Genomic DNA, 15537 nt, shown 5'->3' on the forward strand with positions numbered 1-15537 from the left:
AAATTTTTGGGCCGGACCGGGGGATAGCTTATCTCTCCATCATCCCCCAGGGAGGAGCGCGGTTCTCCTGAGAGGTCTTTGCGCACCCCTCGAACAAGGCGTGCAGAGTTTACAAAAATGACATAAAGACCGTGTCAAGAACTTTTTTCAAATTCCGTGCTGAATAGTTACGTTTGAGAGCTTTTTGTCAATATCACTATGAGTCATAGTTATCCTTTTTGATTGTATTTTCTAGGCACATAACAATATTTAGACGGATCCGCATAATCTGTGGATTTCCGGCACTGTGCCGAAGAATACACCATTTTTCCCTCACGGCAAAATCGGCAAGTCAACGAAATCGCCATATTTTTTCTTTACTCCGGCATATGACGGCATCTTATGCGGATCCGGATAAAATACTGGTTATTTGCCGTCAACGCCCATCCACCGGGTTGCGAACCGTCGATGGATGGGCGTTTTTCTTCAGTCGGCATCCGTTTCGGCGGTGGGCAAACGCAGGAGATAGAGGGTGACGCCGAGGGCGATGATCGGCAACAAGATTCGAACCCACAACAGATCCACCAGGAAAATGGCGGAAATGGCGATACTGGCCCAGACCATCAGAATGGCTTTGATTTTGGTCTTCAGGGGCAAGCCCTTGCCGTCGAGATAGGGGCGGACCAGCGGGCCCAACTGTTCATGTTCGACCAGCCAGGTGTAACAACGGTCGGAGCCGCGAGCGAAACAGGCCGCGGCCAACAACAGAAAGGGGACCGTCGGCAGCACCGGCAGGAACAGTCCCAGGACCGCCAGCGCCACACTGGCGCCGCCAATGGCTTGCAAAGCCCACTGCCAGAGGGTTCCGCGCTCTTTTCCACCAGGGTCGGGAATCGGGGGCATGGGCGTCAGGCCGGCTCCAGCCCGGCGAATTTGAGCAACAGGGTTTTCGGCCCAACGCTGCGGAAGTAAACGGTCACCTTCTGTTTGTCGCCGCTCCCTTCCAGGCGGCGCACGGTGCCGACGCCAAATTTGAGGTGGCGCACCTGCATGCCGAGACGCACCCCTTCGTCGGCGTCGGGGACGAGGCGGACCTCATCCTCGAAGGGGAAGTCATCGTCATCAAAGGGAGCGGGGGCGATCTGCTCGAAGATCGAGGCGAGGTTGTGTCCGGCGGTCTTCTTCAGGACCGGGACCGGCTGGTCGCGCAGAGCCGCAGGCGGAATCTCGCCGAGAAAGCGGCTCGGCGGATTGAACTGGTAGTCGCCGTAGACCCGGCGGCGGCGGGCGTGGGTGAGATAGAGCTTCTCCATGGCCCGGGTCATGCCGACGTAGCAGAGACGCCGCTCCTCTTCGATCTCCGCCCCCCCTTCCGCCGCGCGCGAGTGGGGGAAAAGCCCCTCCTCCATGCCGCTCATGAAGACTACGGGGAACTCCAGCCCCTTGGCGGCGTGCAACGTCATCAGCGTCACCCGGTCGAGGCTGTTGTCGTAGCTGTCGAGGTCGGTGATCAGCGCCACCTGCTCCAGATAGTCGGCCAGGGTCCCCTCGCTGCCGTAGTGTTCCTCCATCCCCGCCAGCAGCTGTTCGAGGTTGTCCATCCGCCCCCGCGCCTCCTCGGTGCGCTCCTCCCGCAGCATCGGCCCATAGCCGCTCTCGTCGATAATGACGGCGGTCAGCTGAGGGTAGGGGAATTCTTCCAGCTTTTGCCGAAATCCTTCCATCATCGCCACGAACTCCCCGACCCGGTTGGCCGCCGCCCCTTTGAAGGCACCCCGCTCCAGGGCCAGTCGGCAGGCGGGGAGAAAGCCCCCGGCTTCGACTTCGAGCGCGGCGATGCGCTCAACGGTGGCGGCGCCGATTCCCCGGGGGGGGACATTGACGATGCGCCGGGCGGCGATGGCGTCGGCGGGATTGGTCAGCACCCGCAGGTAGGCGAGGATGTCCTTGATCTCCATGCGCGAGTAGAACTTGACCCCCCCGAACATGACGTAGGGCAGCCCCCGGCCGCGCAGGGCCTCCTCCAGGGAGCGGGATTGGGCGTTGGTGCGGTAGAAGACGGCGATGTCCCGCAGACGGCGGCCGCTCTCTTTCAATCGGGCGATCTCGGCGGCGATAAAACGCGCCTCTTCCAGATCGTCGGGGAGGGCTTCAAGGGTGATCTTTTCACCGGGGGGATTTTCCGTCCAGAGTTTTTTCCCCTTGCGCCCGACATTCCTCGCCACCACTTCTCCCGCCGCTTCGAGGATGGTGCGGGTCGAGCGGTAGTTCTGCTCCAGGCGGATCACCGTGCAGCCGGGGTAATCCCGCTCGAAGCCGAGGATATTGCCGATCTCGGCACCGCGCCAGGCGTAGATGGACTGGTCGTCGTCACCGACCACGCAGAGGTTGCGGTGCTGCCCTGCGAGCAGGTGGATGATCCGGTACTGGACTTGGTTGGTGTCCTGGAATTCGTCGACGTGAATGTAGCGGAAACGCTGCCGGTACTTGTGCAGCACCTCGGGATGGGCCTCGAAAAGACGGACGGCGAGCAGGAGCAGATCGCCGAAATCGAGGGCGTTGGCCTGTTGCAGCCGCTGTTGGTAGCGGGTGTAAACCCGCGCCGTCAGTTCGCCGTAAAAGTCGCCGGTATCGAGCTGCTCGGGGAAGAGCCCCTTGTTCTTGGCGGCGTCGATGGCCCAGGCGGCGGCTCGGGGCTTGAGAGTCTTTTCCGGGATGTTGAGCTCAGTCAGCACCGCCTTGAGCAAGCGCTCCTGATCCTGATCGTCGTAGATGGTGAAGTCGGAGGTATAACCAAGGACGGCGATCTCCCGTCGCAAAATGCGCACGCAGGTGGCGTGGAAAGTCGCCACCCAAGGGAGTTCCGCGGTGCCGAGGAGCCGCTCCAGGCGCTCTTTCATCTCGGCGGCGGCCTTGTTGGTGAAAGTCACGGCGAGGATCTGCCAGGGGGCAACACCCTGCCGGCGGATCAGATGAGCGACCCGGTGGGTCAGGGTGCGGGTTTTGCCGGACCCGGCCCCGGCCAGCAGCAGCAACGGCCCATCAAAATGCAACACCGCCTGGCGCTGCGGGGGATTCAATCCGGCAAGCAAATCATCCACCTTACTGATCCTCCAGGGTGCGGCTCATCAGCACCCGGTTGTAGGCCGAAACCATGTCCCGTCGCGAGATGATGCCGAGCAGGCGGGTATGGGTCATGCGATCGACCACCGGCAGCTGCTCGATGTTGCGGTAGCCGATCTTGCGCATCGCTTGGTCGAGATCCTCGTCCGCGTGGGCGGTGATGACCTTGGTCGTCGCCAGTTCTTTGACCACGACCAGGTCCATGAGGTCATGCTCGAAAACCACCCCCATGAAATCCTGCACCGAGATGATGCCGGTCAGTTCGCCTTGCCCGTTGACCAAGGGGAAATTGGTGTGCCGGGTGCGCTCGATGAATTGGGCGAACTGCCCCAGGGTCATGTTCTCCGGAATGGCCTCCACGTCGCGCACCATAACCTCGCCGACTTTGATCGACTTCATGATGTTGCGCTCCTTGCCCGCCTCCAGATCGATGCCAGCCCGGGTCAGCTCAAAAGTCTCCAGGCTGCCCTTTTTGAAGTGGCGAGCCGTCGTCGTACCGATGACGCAGGTGAGCATGATCGGGATGATGACCTCATAGCTGTCGGTAATCTCGAAAAGGAGAAAGATCGCCGTCATCGGCGCGTGGGTCGCCGCCGCCAGGAAAGCACCCATACCGACCAAGGCATAAGCTCCGGGGGTGATCCCCGCCGTCGGGAAGAGTTTGACCGCCAGATGGCCGAAGGTGCCGCCGCTCACGGCGCCGATAAAAAGATTGGGAGCGAAAAGGCCGCCGGGCATCCCTGAGCCGAGGGTGATGGAGGTCGCCACCGCCTTGGCCAGAATCAGAGCGGCCAGCAGATACCAGGTCAGAGGTTGGCCGTCGCCGCCGCCCAAAAGGACGGTTTCGACGAACTCGTAGCCGTTGCCGAAAACCTGGGGAAAAGCCACACCGATGAGGCCGACCACCAAGCCCCCCGCCGCCGGTTTGAGCAGGGGATGGATGGGAATGGCGGCGATACGATCCTTGATGCGAAAGTGGATATCGGTGAAGCCTGCCGCGAACACGCCGATGAGCAGGCCGAGCAGCACATAGAGACCGAATTCCCAGAAGCTCTGGACGACGTATTGGGGGGCGAAGAGTTCCGAAATGTTGCCGAGCAGGGCGCGGGAGACGACGGTGGCCATGCCACTGGCGATGACGATGGAGGTGAAGCTGGCGAGCTCGAAAGACGCGAGGAGGACGATTTCCTGAGCGAAGAAAACCCCGGCGATGGGAGCGTTGAAGGTGGCGGCAACCCCGGCGGCGGCGCCGCAAGCGACCAGCACCTTGAGACGGTCGCCGCTCATCTTGAAGGCCTGGCCGAACTGGGAGCCGATGGCGCCGCCGATCATGGCAATCGGGCCCTCCTGCCCGGCGCTGCCGCCGGAGCCGATGGTCAGGGCGGCGGCGAAGCCGCGGGTGAAGATCGGCCGCAAGCGCAGCTTGGCCCCGCCAAGATTGACTCGCTGGAGGAAACCGGCAAAGCCCCCCTTGAGATCCTGCCCGAACCAGAGCCAGAGAGGGATCATCAACAGACCACCGAGAGCCGGAAAGATCATCACCGCCAAGCGCCGGTGACTCCATTCATGCAGGCTGATGTCGAGAAGCCGTTCACTCTGCTCGAACAGGCCCCAGTGCACGAATTCGATAGTCTGGCGGAAGGCGTAGTTGCCCAGCCCGCCGAGTACCCCGATGATCACCGCGAGAATGATCAGAAAGGTGTTTTCGTTGATGTAAAAATAGGCGGGCAGCCCGGCCAGCGTGAAGCGTAGCCGCGCCCGCAGACGCTGTCCGAAAGCCAACTTCTCTTACTCCACGGTGACGCTTTTGGCCAGGTTGCGGGGCTGATCGACGTCGGTCCCCTTGAGCACGGCGATGTGATAGGCCAGCAGTTGCAGGGGGACCGAGGTCAGCACCGGCATCAGGTCGTCGGCGATGCGGGGAATGACCAGCACCGCATCGGACTTGTCGCACAGACCCTCGGCGTCGGTCACGGCGATCACCCGCCCGGCCCGGGCCTGGACCTCTTCCATGTTGGAAACAACCTTTTCGAAGGTATCGTTCTCCGTAGCGATGACCACCACCGGCATCAGTTCGTCAATGAGGGCGATGGGGCCGTGCTTCATCTCCCCGGCGGGATAGCCCTCAGCGTGGATGTAGGAAATTTCCTTGAGCTTGAGCGCCCCTTCGAGAGCAGCCGGATACTGGTTACCGCGCCCCAGATAGAGGAAGTCCCGGGCGTTCATGAAGTCCCGGGCGATGGCTTCGATTTGTCCATTGAGTTCGAGGGTTTCCTCGACCTTGCGGGGCAACGTCGCCAGGGCGGCGGCAAACTCCTGGACCCGTTCCGCCGTCAGGGTGCCCCGCACCCGGCCGAGACGCAGGGCAAAAAGAAAGAGGGCAACGAGTTGGGTGGTGAAGGCCTTGGTCGAGGCGACGCCGATCTCCGGCCCGGCATGGGTGTAAATGACGCCGTCGCATTCCCGGGGGATGGAGGATTCGACCACGTTGCAGACGGCCACCGCCCGGCCGCCCTTGCCTTTCGCCTCGCGCAAAGCGGCCAGAGTGTCGGCGGTTTCGCCGCTCTGGCTGATGAGCAGGGTCAGGGTATGGGGGCCGATGATCGGATCGCGGTAGCGAAATTCACTGGCGATGTCCACTTCGACGGGAATCCGGCAGTGCTTCTCGATCATGAACTTACCGACCAGCCCGGCATGCCAGGAGGTACCGCAGGCGATGATGAAGATCTTCTCCAGTCCTCGCAGGTCGGCATCGCTCAGTCTGAGATCTTCGAGGTAGACATCCCCCTCTTCCTCGCGCAGGCGACCGGCCAGGGTGTCCGCGATGGCCCGGGGCTGTTCGTGGATCTCCTTGAGCATGAAGTGCTTGTAGCCCCCCTTCTCGGCCATGAGGGGACTCCAAGTGATGGTCTTGGCACTCTTTGTCAACGGCTTTCCGGCCAGATCGGTGAATTCCATGGCGGTGCCGGTGAAGACGACCATCTCACCGTCTTCGAGGAAGATCATCTCGCGGGTATGGGAGAGCATGGCGGGGATATCCGAAGCGACGAAATTCTCCCCCTGCCCCTGGCCAACGACCAAGGGCGAGCCGAGTTTGGCCGCAACCAACATGTCCGGCTCCTGTTCACAGAGAATGGCCACCGCGTAGGCGCCCCGCACCTCGGCCAAAGCAAGGCGCACGGCGGCAACAAAATCGCCGGTCGCTTTGTAGTGCTCATCGACCAGATGGGCAATGATCTCGGTGTCCGTCTCCGAGCTGAAGCTGTGTCCCTGGGCGCGCAGACGCTCCTTCAGGACCAGATAGTTCTCGATGATGCCATTGTGCACCACCACGATCTCCCCGGCCTTGTGGGGATGGGCATTGGTTTCCGAAGGCCGGCCGTGGGTCGCCCAGCGGGTATGGCCGATGCCTCGGCTACCGGTCAGAGGCCGCTCGCGCAACAGATTTTCCAGGTTGACCAGCTTCCCCTGAGCGCGACGAATCTCGATCTTGCCGTCATGGAAGGTGGCGATCCCGGCCGAGTCGTAACCGCGATACTCCAGGCGACGCAGGCCGTCAAGAACGATGGGGGTGGCTTCCTGGGAACCGATATAGCCAACGATACCGCACATTATAATAAAACTCCTGGTGAGGTGAAAGGAGTGAGGTGGGAGGCGTAACGGTCTTGACCCCTCACACCTAACGCTTCACACCTTACGATTTCTTGGTTTTCGGCCGCGTCCGCCAACCTTCGATGACCTTCTGTTCAACGCGGGACAACGCCAGGGCATCGGGGGGAACGTCCTTGGTGATAGTCGAGCCGGCACCGATCAGACTGTTGCGACCGATGCGCACCGGAGCGACGAACTGGGTGTCGCTGCCGACGAAGACGTCATCCTCGATGATCGTCTTGTGCTTGTTGACGCCGTCGTAGTTGCAGGTGATGGTGCCGCAGCCGATGTTGACGTTGCGCCCGACCTCAGCGTCGCCGATGTAGGTGAGGTGGCTGGCCTGGGCCTTCTCCGCCAGTTGCGCCTTCTTGGTCTCGACGAAGTTGCCCAGTTTGTTGTGGCCGGCAAGGACCGTACCGGGACGCAGATGGGCCATGGGACCGATGGCGCAATGGGGGCCGAGAGTCGACTCCGCCAAGACCGAGCCGGCCTTGAGATGGGCGTGCTCGCCGATGATGCAATCGCTGACGATGACGCCGGGCTCGACAACACAATGCCCGGCGAGGCGGGTGGCACCGCGCAGATGGACATTGGGATGAATCACGCAGTCCGGGGCAATCTCCACCTGCGCGTCGATATAGGTGGCGGCGGGGTCGATGAGGGTAACGCCGGCGCGCATGTGCTCTTCGTTGATGCGCCGCCTTAGAATGGCGTTGGCCTCGGCCAGCTGCACCCGGTCGTTGATCCCCATCGGCTCGTCGGCATCGCTCACAACCAGAGCCCGTACCGCCAGCCCCCGCTCACGAACAATCTCCAGCACGTCGGTCAGGTAATATTCGCCCTGAGCGTTATTCCGACCGACGGCGCGCAGGGCTTCGAAAACCAGTGGCGCCGCGAAGGCGTAAATGCCGGTATTGATTTCATGAATGGCCTTCTCTTTGGCAGAAGCGTCCTTCTCCTCGACGATCCGCAGCACCGCCTCGCCGTCGCGGACGATGCGCCCGTAGCCGTGGGGGTTGGCCATCTCGGCGGTGAGCACGGTGACCGCCGCCTGCTGTTCGGCATGATAGGCGAGAAGCCGTTCCAGGGTCCGGCGACGCAGCAGAGGCACGTCCCCGCACAAGAGCAGCAGGGTGCCGGAAAAGTCGCGCAGCTCATCGACAGCGCAGAGCAGGGCATGGCCGGTCCCGAGCTGTTCGGCCTGCACGGCAAAGTCCAGCGGTTGTCCGGCCAGTGTCCGACGCACCTCTTCAGCACCGTGACCGACGACCAGCACCGTCCGCCGGCAGCCCAGCTCCTGACAGAGACGAAGGGGAAAGTTGATCATCGGCTCGCCGGCCACCGGATGCAACACCTTGGGCAACATCGATTTCATCCGGGTTCCCTGCCCCGCCGCGAGAATGACCGCCGCCAGCTCTTGTCCGCTCATGGAGCCTCCTAAAAAAGGGCTTGATAAAAGATGATTAGTATCATGGAAAGACCCCATGGAGTCAAGGCCCGCAGGCCTCTTCCGCCCCCCCTTTTTTTTTGCATTGCCGCCGGGAGTTCAGTATAGTTCGAACATTGGAGGGCCTTTGTAATGAATGATCGGGTGACGATCCTGCGAGAATTGGGGGAAGTCGAGCAGGAGCTCAAAGAACTGGAAATCCTTTACGAGCAGTATTTCGCCGGCGTGGAGAAGCGCGAACCGGTCAAACAACGGGAAGCCCTGGCGCGCCGTCTGCGCCGTTTCGTTAATCGCCGCATCATCCAAACCGACGCACGCTTCCGCTACCAGACCCTGGCGGCGCGATATCACAGCTACGCCAGCCATTGGGATCGCATTCTGCGCCTCATCGACGAGGGGCGTTACCATCGCCAAACCGCTCATATGAAGCAAACTCCGGCTGCCGCGGCGGAACCGGTCGCGGTCACGGCGCCGCCAGTCGATCCGTGTGAGAAGATCTATCAGGATCTTGTCGCCGCACGTCAGAGCTGCGGCATCGCCGGCCCGCCTCCCGATCCCCGCCAAGTCGCGCTCTTTCTGGAAAACCAGAAAGACAAGATCCGCGAAAAATTCGGCGATCGGGAAGTGGAATTCCGCGTCGAAATCGAAGATGGCAAGCCAAAAATCAAGGTCCGCGCGAAAAAGTAGCGGCCTCGCGCCGAGGAGGGCTTTGCCCCATGCATATCCTGCTGCCGACCCTGCATGTCCGCCCTTCGCCCCAGGCCGTTCCCTTGGCGGCCGGCTGCCTGAAAGCTGCCCTCCCGGAAGAGGCGCGGCGCCGCACCACCCTGCTCGACCTCTTTCCCCGCCAGAACGATGACGACATGCTGGCGGCGATACTCGCCGCCGTCCCCGACCTGGTCGCCTTTCCCCTCTACGTCTGGAACCGCCGCCGGATTCTCGCCCTGGCCCGGCACCTGCGTCGGGCCCGTCCCGACATCATCCTCGTCGCCGGTGGTCCGGAGGTCATGGCCGACAGCGTCCGCCTCCGCGCGGAAGGGTTTTTCGACTATCTCATCGACGGCGAAGGAGAGATTGCCTTCGCCGCCCTCGTTGAGCGCCTGGCCCGGGGAGAGATACCGGCGGCGAAGGCAATCCCGGCCGCATCCCCACCCCCGGAGGGACTTCCCTCCCCCTGGCTGAGCGAAGCGTTGATCCCCGTCGAAGGCGGCGGCGTCCTCTGGGAAACTTCCCGGGGCTGCCCCTTTGCCTGCGCTTTCTGTTTCGACTCCCACGGCACTCGCGGCCTGCGCCCGCTGCCCATGGCGCGGTTGCAGGCGGAACTCGACCTTTTTGTTCGCCGCCGAGTCGGCCAGATCTGGATACTCGACTCCACCTTCAACTATCCGCCCGAGCGCGGCAAGGAACTTCTCCGACTGCTCGAACGCAAGGCGCCCCATATCCATGTGCATCTGGAAGCCAAAGCCGATTTTCTCGACCGGGAAACGGCTCGGCTGCTGGGCAAACTCTCCTGCTCCGTACAGATCGGTCTGCAAGCGGCCCGGTCCGAGATCCTGCGGCGCATCCACCGCAAGTTCGAGCCCCGGGAGTTCGCCCGGAAAATCCGGCTGCTGAACCAGGCCGGCGTCACCTTCGGCTTCGATCTCATCTACGGTCTGCCCGGCGACGACTACACCGGCTTTCGCCAGAGTCTCGACTACGCCTTGAACCTGACCCCCAACCATCTCGACATTTTCCCCCTGGCGGTGCTGCCCGGCACCGAACTGCACCGGGACGCCGCCGAACTGGGATTACGGGCGCAAGACGAACCTCCCTACGAAATCCTCGAAAGCCCCTCCTGCACCGCCGCCGATCTCGACGCCTGCCGACTCCTCGCCGCCGCCGCCGACCTTTTCTACAATACCGGCCGCGCGGTCGCTTTCTTTTCCGCCCTGCTCCGGGTTCCCGGCTGGAAACCCTCGGATTTTCTCCTGGATTTCGCCGACTGGGCGTTGACCGGAGCGGCAATCCCCCGCGAACGATTTCTCGACGGCGAATCCTGGTCGGCCGCCGACGCTTTTGCTCTTCAGGAAAGCTACCTGAACTACCTCTTCCGAAAGTTGGAACGCCCCGACCTGCTGCCGGCGACGCTGGACCTGCTCCGCTATCATTACCATTACGCGGAGACCCTCCTCGGCCCGGAAACCCTGCCGAGCCCCCCCGAAGGGTTGCGAGGTCTCGATCCCTGGCGCGTTCCCCTGCGCCTCACTGAAGGGATTAAGCTTGTCCCCTTTGCCTACGAAATTCTCGATCTTCTGGACATGGAAGATCCCGATCTGGAAGAAATCGCCGCCCTCTTCCGGCCGGTGGGCTCGGTGGCGGTCTTTCTGCGCCGCAGCGAACAGGTGTTGTGCGAGTCTCTGGAAGAAGATTTTCTGACGCTTCTGCGGGGCTGTGACGGCCGGCGCTCGGCCGAAGCAATTTTCGCCGGCACGGTCACCCGTGCCGAAGGGGAGGAAATCGTCCGCTTCGCCTTGGCGGAAGGCTTTCTGCGCCCCGGCCCCTGAAACAAAAAAAGGAACCCCTCCTCTCTCAGAAAGGGTTCCTTACGTGACATATCGCCATGGCCCTTAAAACGTCAGGCGGCGTTCAACCGCTTCTGATAACGGGGACGCTCAGCAAGCAGGGCGATGATCTCCCGAACCTCGGGCACCCGGCCCGCTACCCGCACACAGTCATCGATAACCAACGCCGGCGAGACGTAAACCCGATGGTCGATCATTTTCCGCCGGTCGCGGAAGAGATGCACTTCCGCCTCGACTCCCGTCTCGGCCAAGGCCTGGCGGACATTCTCCAGAGTTTTTTCACAACGCTTGCCACTTTCCGGTTTACCAAGAATGTCAATCCTCATGGTGGCCTCCTCCCAGTTCTTGGCGGTAGCCATTTATGACCTTTTTGATCATAATATCCCCTTCCGCCGGAATTTTCAATGAATATGCAAACGCGTTTTAGTTTTTTGGCGGGGGGCGCTGAAGACCATTTACGGCCCCTGCGGCCCCCCGTCCTTGTGGCCGTTTTAGGTCCGCAAAAGTCTTTTATGCAAATTGTGCTCCCAACCTCGCCCCCCATACAAGAAAAGGGAACAGACCGCCTGATTGAGCCGGCTGTTCCCTTCTTGCACACCTTGAGTCGAGCTTGGATTCTTATCCGGCCTCCTCCTCTTGCACCGCATTGACATGGGTCACAACCAGCTCGTCACCGCGCAGGGCGACGGTCAGGGTCGCCCCGTCGCGGATATCGCCGGCGATGAGCGCGCGGCCGATGCGGGTTTCCAACTGATGCTGGAGATAGCGCTTTAGCGGCCGGGCACCATAAACCGGGTCGTAGGCGTTTCGGGCGATGAATTCCACCGCCTCTTCGGTGAGTTCCAGTTCGATGCGGCGGGCGGCGAGGCGCTTGCGCAGATCGCCGGCCAACAACCCGACGATGGCCTTGATCTCGGCCAATGTCAAAACTTTGAAGAGAACAATGTCATCAATCCGGTTCAGAAACTCCGGCCGAAACTCGCGGCGCAATTCGGCCATCACGCTTTTTCGCGCCCCTTCGGTGATTTGACCGTCGACACCAAGGCCGTCAAGCAGGTGCGGCGAACCGATATTCGAGGTCAGGATGATGACCGTATTCTTGAAATCGACGGTTCGTCCCTGGCTGTCGGTGATGCGGCCGTCATCCAGCACCTGCAAGAGGACATTGAAAACATCGTGATGCGCCTTCTCGATTTCGTCGAAGAGGATCACCGCGTAGGGCTTGCGCCGCACCGCCTCGGTCAACTGACCCCCTTCCTCGTAGCCGATGTAGCCGGGAGGCGCACCGATCAGGCGACTGACCGCGTGCTTTTCCATGTATTCAGACATGTCGATACGCACCATGTTGTCCTGGCTGTCGAAGAGAGTCTCGGCCAGGGCGCGGGCCAGTTCGGTCTTGCCGACCCCGGTCGGGCCGAGGAAGATGAAGGAGCCGATGGGCCGGCGCGGGTCCTTGATCCCGGCGCGGGCGCGGATGACCGCATCGGCCACTAGGCGCACTGCCTCGTCCTGCCCGACCACCCGCTGATGCAGCACCTGATCGAGCTTGAGCAGTTTTTCCCGCTCCCCTTCTACCAGCCGGGTCACGGGGATGCCGGTCCAGCGGGCGACGATCCCGGCGATCTCCTCGTCAGTCACGGCCTCGCGCAGCAACCGGTTGCCCGCCTGCTCCCCGCCAAGCAGCTTCTCTTTTTCGTGCAGCTCCCGTTCCAGTTGCGGCAAGCGCCCGTGCTTGAGTTCGGCGGCACGGTTGAGATCATAACTGCGCTCGGCCCGTTCGACCTCCTGGCGGGTCTTCTCGATCTCCTCACGCAGCCCCTGCACCGTCTTGATTGCTCCCTTTTCCGCCTCCCACTGGGCCTTGAGCGTTTCGGCCCGCTCCTTGAGCCCGGCCAGTTCGCGGCGCAGAGTCTCCAGACGCGCGAGGCTCGCGGCGTCTTTCTCCTTGGTCAGAGCCGCTTCTTCGATCTCCAGCTGCATAACCCGCCGGGTAACCTCGTCGAGATCGCTCGGCAACGAATCGATTTCGGTACGGATCATGGCACAGGCTTCATCGACCAAGTCGATGGCCTTGTCCGGCAGAAAGCGGTCGGAGATGTAGCGGTCGCTCAGGGTCGCCGCCGCCACCAGGGCATTATCGTGGATGCGCACCCCGTGGTGAACCTCGAAGCGCTCCTTGAGCCCGCGCAGGATACTGACCGTGTCCTCCACCGTCGGCTGCTCCACCAGAATCGGCTGGAAGCGCCGCTCCAAGGCCGCGTCCTTCTCAATGTATTTCCGGTATTCGTCGAGGGTGGTGGCGCCGATGCAGTGCAGTTCGCCCCGGGCCAGCATCGGCTTGAGCATGTTGCCGGCGTCCATCGAGCCTTCGGCCTTGCCGGCACCGACAATATTGTGCAACTCGTCGATGAAGAGCAGGATACGCCCCTCGCTGTTGCGAATCTCGGTGAGTACCGCCTTGAGCCGCTCCTCGAACTCGCCGCGATACTTGGCCCCGGCCACCAGCGCGCCCATGTCGAGGGCGAAGATGGTCTTGTTCTTCAGTCCCTCGGGAACGTCGCCGCGCACGATACGCTGGGCCAGACCTTCGACGATCGCGGTCTTGCCGACCCCGGGTTCGCCGATCAGCACCGGGTTGTTCTTGGTCTTGCGCGAGAGAATGCGGATGGTGCGGCGGATTTCGCCGTCGCGGCCGATGACCGGATCCAGCTTGCCCTTCTGGACCGCCTTGACCAGATCGATGCCGTACTTCTCCAGCGCCTCATAAGTCCCTTCCGGATCCGGGCTGGTCACCCGCTGGTGACCGCGCACCTCGGTCAGGGCCGTAAGCAGGCGATCCCGATCGATGCCGAATTCCCGGAAGAGCCGCCCGGCGGCGGTCGTTGGACCTTCCTCGACCAGCGCCAGCAGCAGGTGCTCGACGCTGACATATTCATCCTTGAGATGGCGGGCTTCCTCCTCGGCCTTGATCAGCAGCCGGTTGAAACGCTGGGAAACGTAAATCTTCCCCGCTTCCATCCCGCCGCCGGAGGCACTGGGGCGTTTTTCCAACTCTTTTTTCAGGGCACGGACCAGATTTTCCGATGGCACCCCGATTTTCTCCAAAAGCCGCGGGACAAGGCCTTCAGGCTGTTCGAGCAGCGCCGCCAGCAGATGTTCCCCGTCGACCTCCACATGGCCGAGGCGGGTGGCCTTGGTCTGGGCGGCCTGGATGGCTTCCTGGGTTTTGACGGTCAGTTTGTTGATATCCATAACTTCTTCTCCCGGCGACTGGGTTTTACGGTCGTTCTAAGTATGATACTTTCGCAAAAAGCATCACGTTGGATGGCTAAGCAAAAAGCGCCAAATGCAAGGCGCGCCATTGTTGAGCAATGATGCGTACTTACGTACGTCGAAGCCGCGAAACAATGGCATCAACGCAGCAGTTGGTGAGTTTTTGCGCCGCCATCAAGTATAGCGAGCATTCAACGAAAAGGGCCGGGGTTTTAAACCCGGCCCCATTCCGTCCTTTTAGCGGGCGGTGATTTCGATGCGGCGCGGTTTGGCCGAAGCCGCCTTGGGCAGGCGCAAGGTGAGAACGCCGTCCTTGAGTTCGGCATTGGTCTGATTAAGATCAAGGTTGTCGGGCAGATGGAAGCGGCGATAGAAGCCGCAGCCACAGAATTCCCGATACAGTGCCCCTTCCTCGGCGCGGTCAAAGCGTCCTTCGATGGTCAGCACCTGACGATCGATGCCCAGCTCCAGATGCTCCTTGCTCACCCCGGGAAGATCCGCCACCAAAGTCAGAGCATCATCATTCTCGAAGATGTCGACGGCGGGGGTGATCATGGCGGCGCGATCCCTTTCGGAAACGACCGGAGTATTTTCTTTATGAAGAGTCAGTTCGCTGTTTTTCATGGCGTATCTCCTGTTCATGATAGTCGCTTGGGGTCGATCAAACCTTTAGTTGGCCTGGACCGCGATACGTTTCGGCAGCACACTGGCGGCTTTCGGCAGAGTCACGGTCAGCAGACCGTCCTTGTAATCGGCTCGCACCTTGTCGCCGTCGATCTCCGCCGGAATGTCGATGGAACGCATGAACTTGCCGTAGCCCCGTTCACGGCGATGCCAGGTTCCCTGCCCCTCGGCAGGAGCTTTACGCTCGCCGGAGAGGGTCAACGTCCCTTTGAGAATTGTCATTTCCAGTGCCTTGGGATCGATGCCCGGCAGCTGCGCTTCAAGGATGTAAGCATCCTGATTCTCGCGCAGGTTGATGCGTGGATAGCCACGATAGGCGGAGCCCGAAACGAGCGGGCGACCGAAGCCGAGATCACGGAACACCTGATCCATTTCGTGGGTGAAGCTGTCCATTTCCTTGAAAAGATCGAATCCTGTCATGGCCTTCCTCCTGTTTAATTTTCCCGTTAGGGAGTGATGGTTGTCATAAAGGGTCACGCGGCGTCATGCTTTACACCCTTTTATATTACAACCACCATGCCAAACAGCAAAGTGAGTAAAATCAATTTCTTAAATTCATCCAAATTGTTTCCTGCAATATTTGCGACGTCGCAGGCGACAGGTGCGACACTCCCTGCGACGTCGCAATCGGAAATAACAAAGCCGGATTCCCAAGAAGAGAATCCGGCCTCGACCAAGCAGCGGGAAAATACGAATGGCAACAGGCCGGCAGTACCCCCTTGGACGAAGCAAGAGGAACAGATCCGGAAATCCTTGAAGACGAAAAGCCCGTCGTCAATCAAAAGCCCCTTATGGCAATCCAGATACTTACTTGCC

Annotated in this window: 12 protein-coding genes; 2 read left to right on the forward strand and 10 right to left on the reverse strand. The window is 61.3% G+C overall.

What is annotated here, in order from left to right; all coding sequences use genetic code 11:
• Positions 1–465: 465 nt before the first annotated feature.
• The 5 genes from RBR25_RS08345 to glmU all read right to left on the reverse strand — a co-directional run bounded on the left by RBR25_RS08345 (position 466) and on the right by glmU (position 8182).
• A complete protein-coding gene (locus RBR25_RS08345; protein WP_432819093.1) occupies positions 466–882 on the reverse strand; it encodes a YbaN family protein in 417 nt (138 codons plus the stop codon).
• A 5-nt stretch (positions 883–887) separates the two neighbouring features.
• Complete coding sequence (locus RBR25_RS08350) at positions 888–3080, reverse strand: ATP-dependent helicase (protein WP_432819094.1); 2193 nt, start codon at positions 3078–3080, stop codon at positions 888–890.
• A 1-nt stretch (position 3081) separates the two neighbouring features.
• The gene (locus RBR25_RS08355; protein WP_432819095.1) at positions 3082–4884 is read right to left on the reverse strand and encodes a chloride channel protein; all 1803 of its coding nucleotides are present in this window, start codon (positions 4882–4884) and stop codon (positions 3082–3084) included.
• 6 nt (positions 4885–4890) lie between these two features.
• Positions 4891–6714 (reverse strand): glutamine--fructose-6-phosphate transaminase (isomerizing), encoded by a 1824-nt coding sequence (glmS, locus tag RBR25_RS08360; RefSeq protein ID WP_432819096.1) that lies wholly within the window; start codon positions 6712–6714, stop codon positions 4891–4893.
• A gap of 82 nt (positions 6715–6796) precedes the next feature.
• A complete protein-coding gene (gene glmU, locus RBR25_RS08365; RefSeq protein WP_432819097.1) occupies positions 6797–8182 on the reverse strand; it encodes a bifunctional UDP-N-acetylglucosamine diphosphorylase/glucosamine-1-phosphate N-acetyltransferase GlmU in 1386 nt (461 codons plus the stop codon).
• 150 nt (positions 8183–8332) lie between these two features.
• Between glmU and RBR25_RS08370 the strand changes: the two genes are divergently transcribed.
• Both RBR25_RS08370 and RBR25_RS08375 read left to right on the forward strand, forming a co-directional pair.
• Entirely contained in the window at positions 8333–8887 is a 555-nt protein-coding gene (locus RBR25_RS08370) for an MXAN_5187 C-terminal domain-containing protein (RefSeq protein ID WP_432819098.1), read from the forward strand.
• 29 nt (positions 8888–8916) lie between these two features.
• Positions 8917–10746 carry a radical SAM protein gene (locus RBR25_RS08375; protein WP_432819099.1) on the forward strand — a complete coding sequence of 610 codons (1830 nt, stop codon included), beginning with the start codon at positions 8917–8919 and terminating at the stop codon, positions 10744–10746.
• 71 nt (positions 10747–10817) lie between these two features.
• Here the strand turns inward: RBR25_RS08375 and RBR25_RS08380 are convergent, their stop codons facing one another.
• From RBR25_RS08380 to RBR25_RS08400, 5 genes are all read right to left on the reverse strand, one after another.
• Complete coding sequence (locus tag RBR25_RS08380; RefSeq protein ID WP_432819100.1) at positions 10818–11090, reverse strand: thioredoxin family protein; 273 nt, start codon at positions 11088–11090, stop codon at positions 10818–10820.
• A gap of 292 nt (positions 11091–11382) precedes the next feature.
• Positions 11383–14016 (reverse strand): ATP-dependent chaperone ClpB, encoded by a 2634-nt coding sequence (clpB, locus tag RBR25_RS08385; protein ID WP_432819101.1) that lies wholly within the window; start codon positions 14014–14016, stop codon positions 11383–11385.
• 258 nt (positions 14017–14274) lie between these two features.
• Positions 14275–14661 (reverse strand): Hsp20/alpha crystallin family protein, encoded by a 387-nt coding sequence (locus RBR25_RS08390; RefSeq protein WP_432819102.1) that lies wholly within the window; start codon positions 14659–14661, stop codon positions 14275–14277.
• A gap of 45 nt (positions 14662–14706) precedes the next feature.
• Positions 14707–15141, reverse strand: coding sequence for an Hsp20/alpha crystallin family protein (locus RBR25_RS08395; RefSeq protein WP_432819103.1), 435 nt, complete (start codon positions 15139–15141; stop codon positions 14707–14709).
• Between the two features lie 80 nt (positions 15142–15221).
• Positions 15222–15503 carry a hypothetical protein gene (locus tag RBR25_RS08400; RefSeq protein ID WP_432819104.1) on the reverse strand — a complete coding sequence of 94 codons (282 nt, stop codon included), beginning with the start codon at positions 15501–15503 and terminating at the stop codon, positions 15222–15224.
• Positions 15504–15537: the final 34 nt, after the last annotated feature.

Origin of the sequence: Trichloromonas sp. (assembly GCF_034006665.1) — a bacterium.
Taxonomy (GTDB): Bacteria; Desulfobacterota; Desulfuromonadia; order Desulfuromonadales; family Trichloromonadaceae; genus Trichloromonas.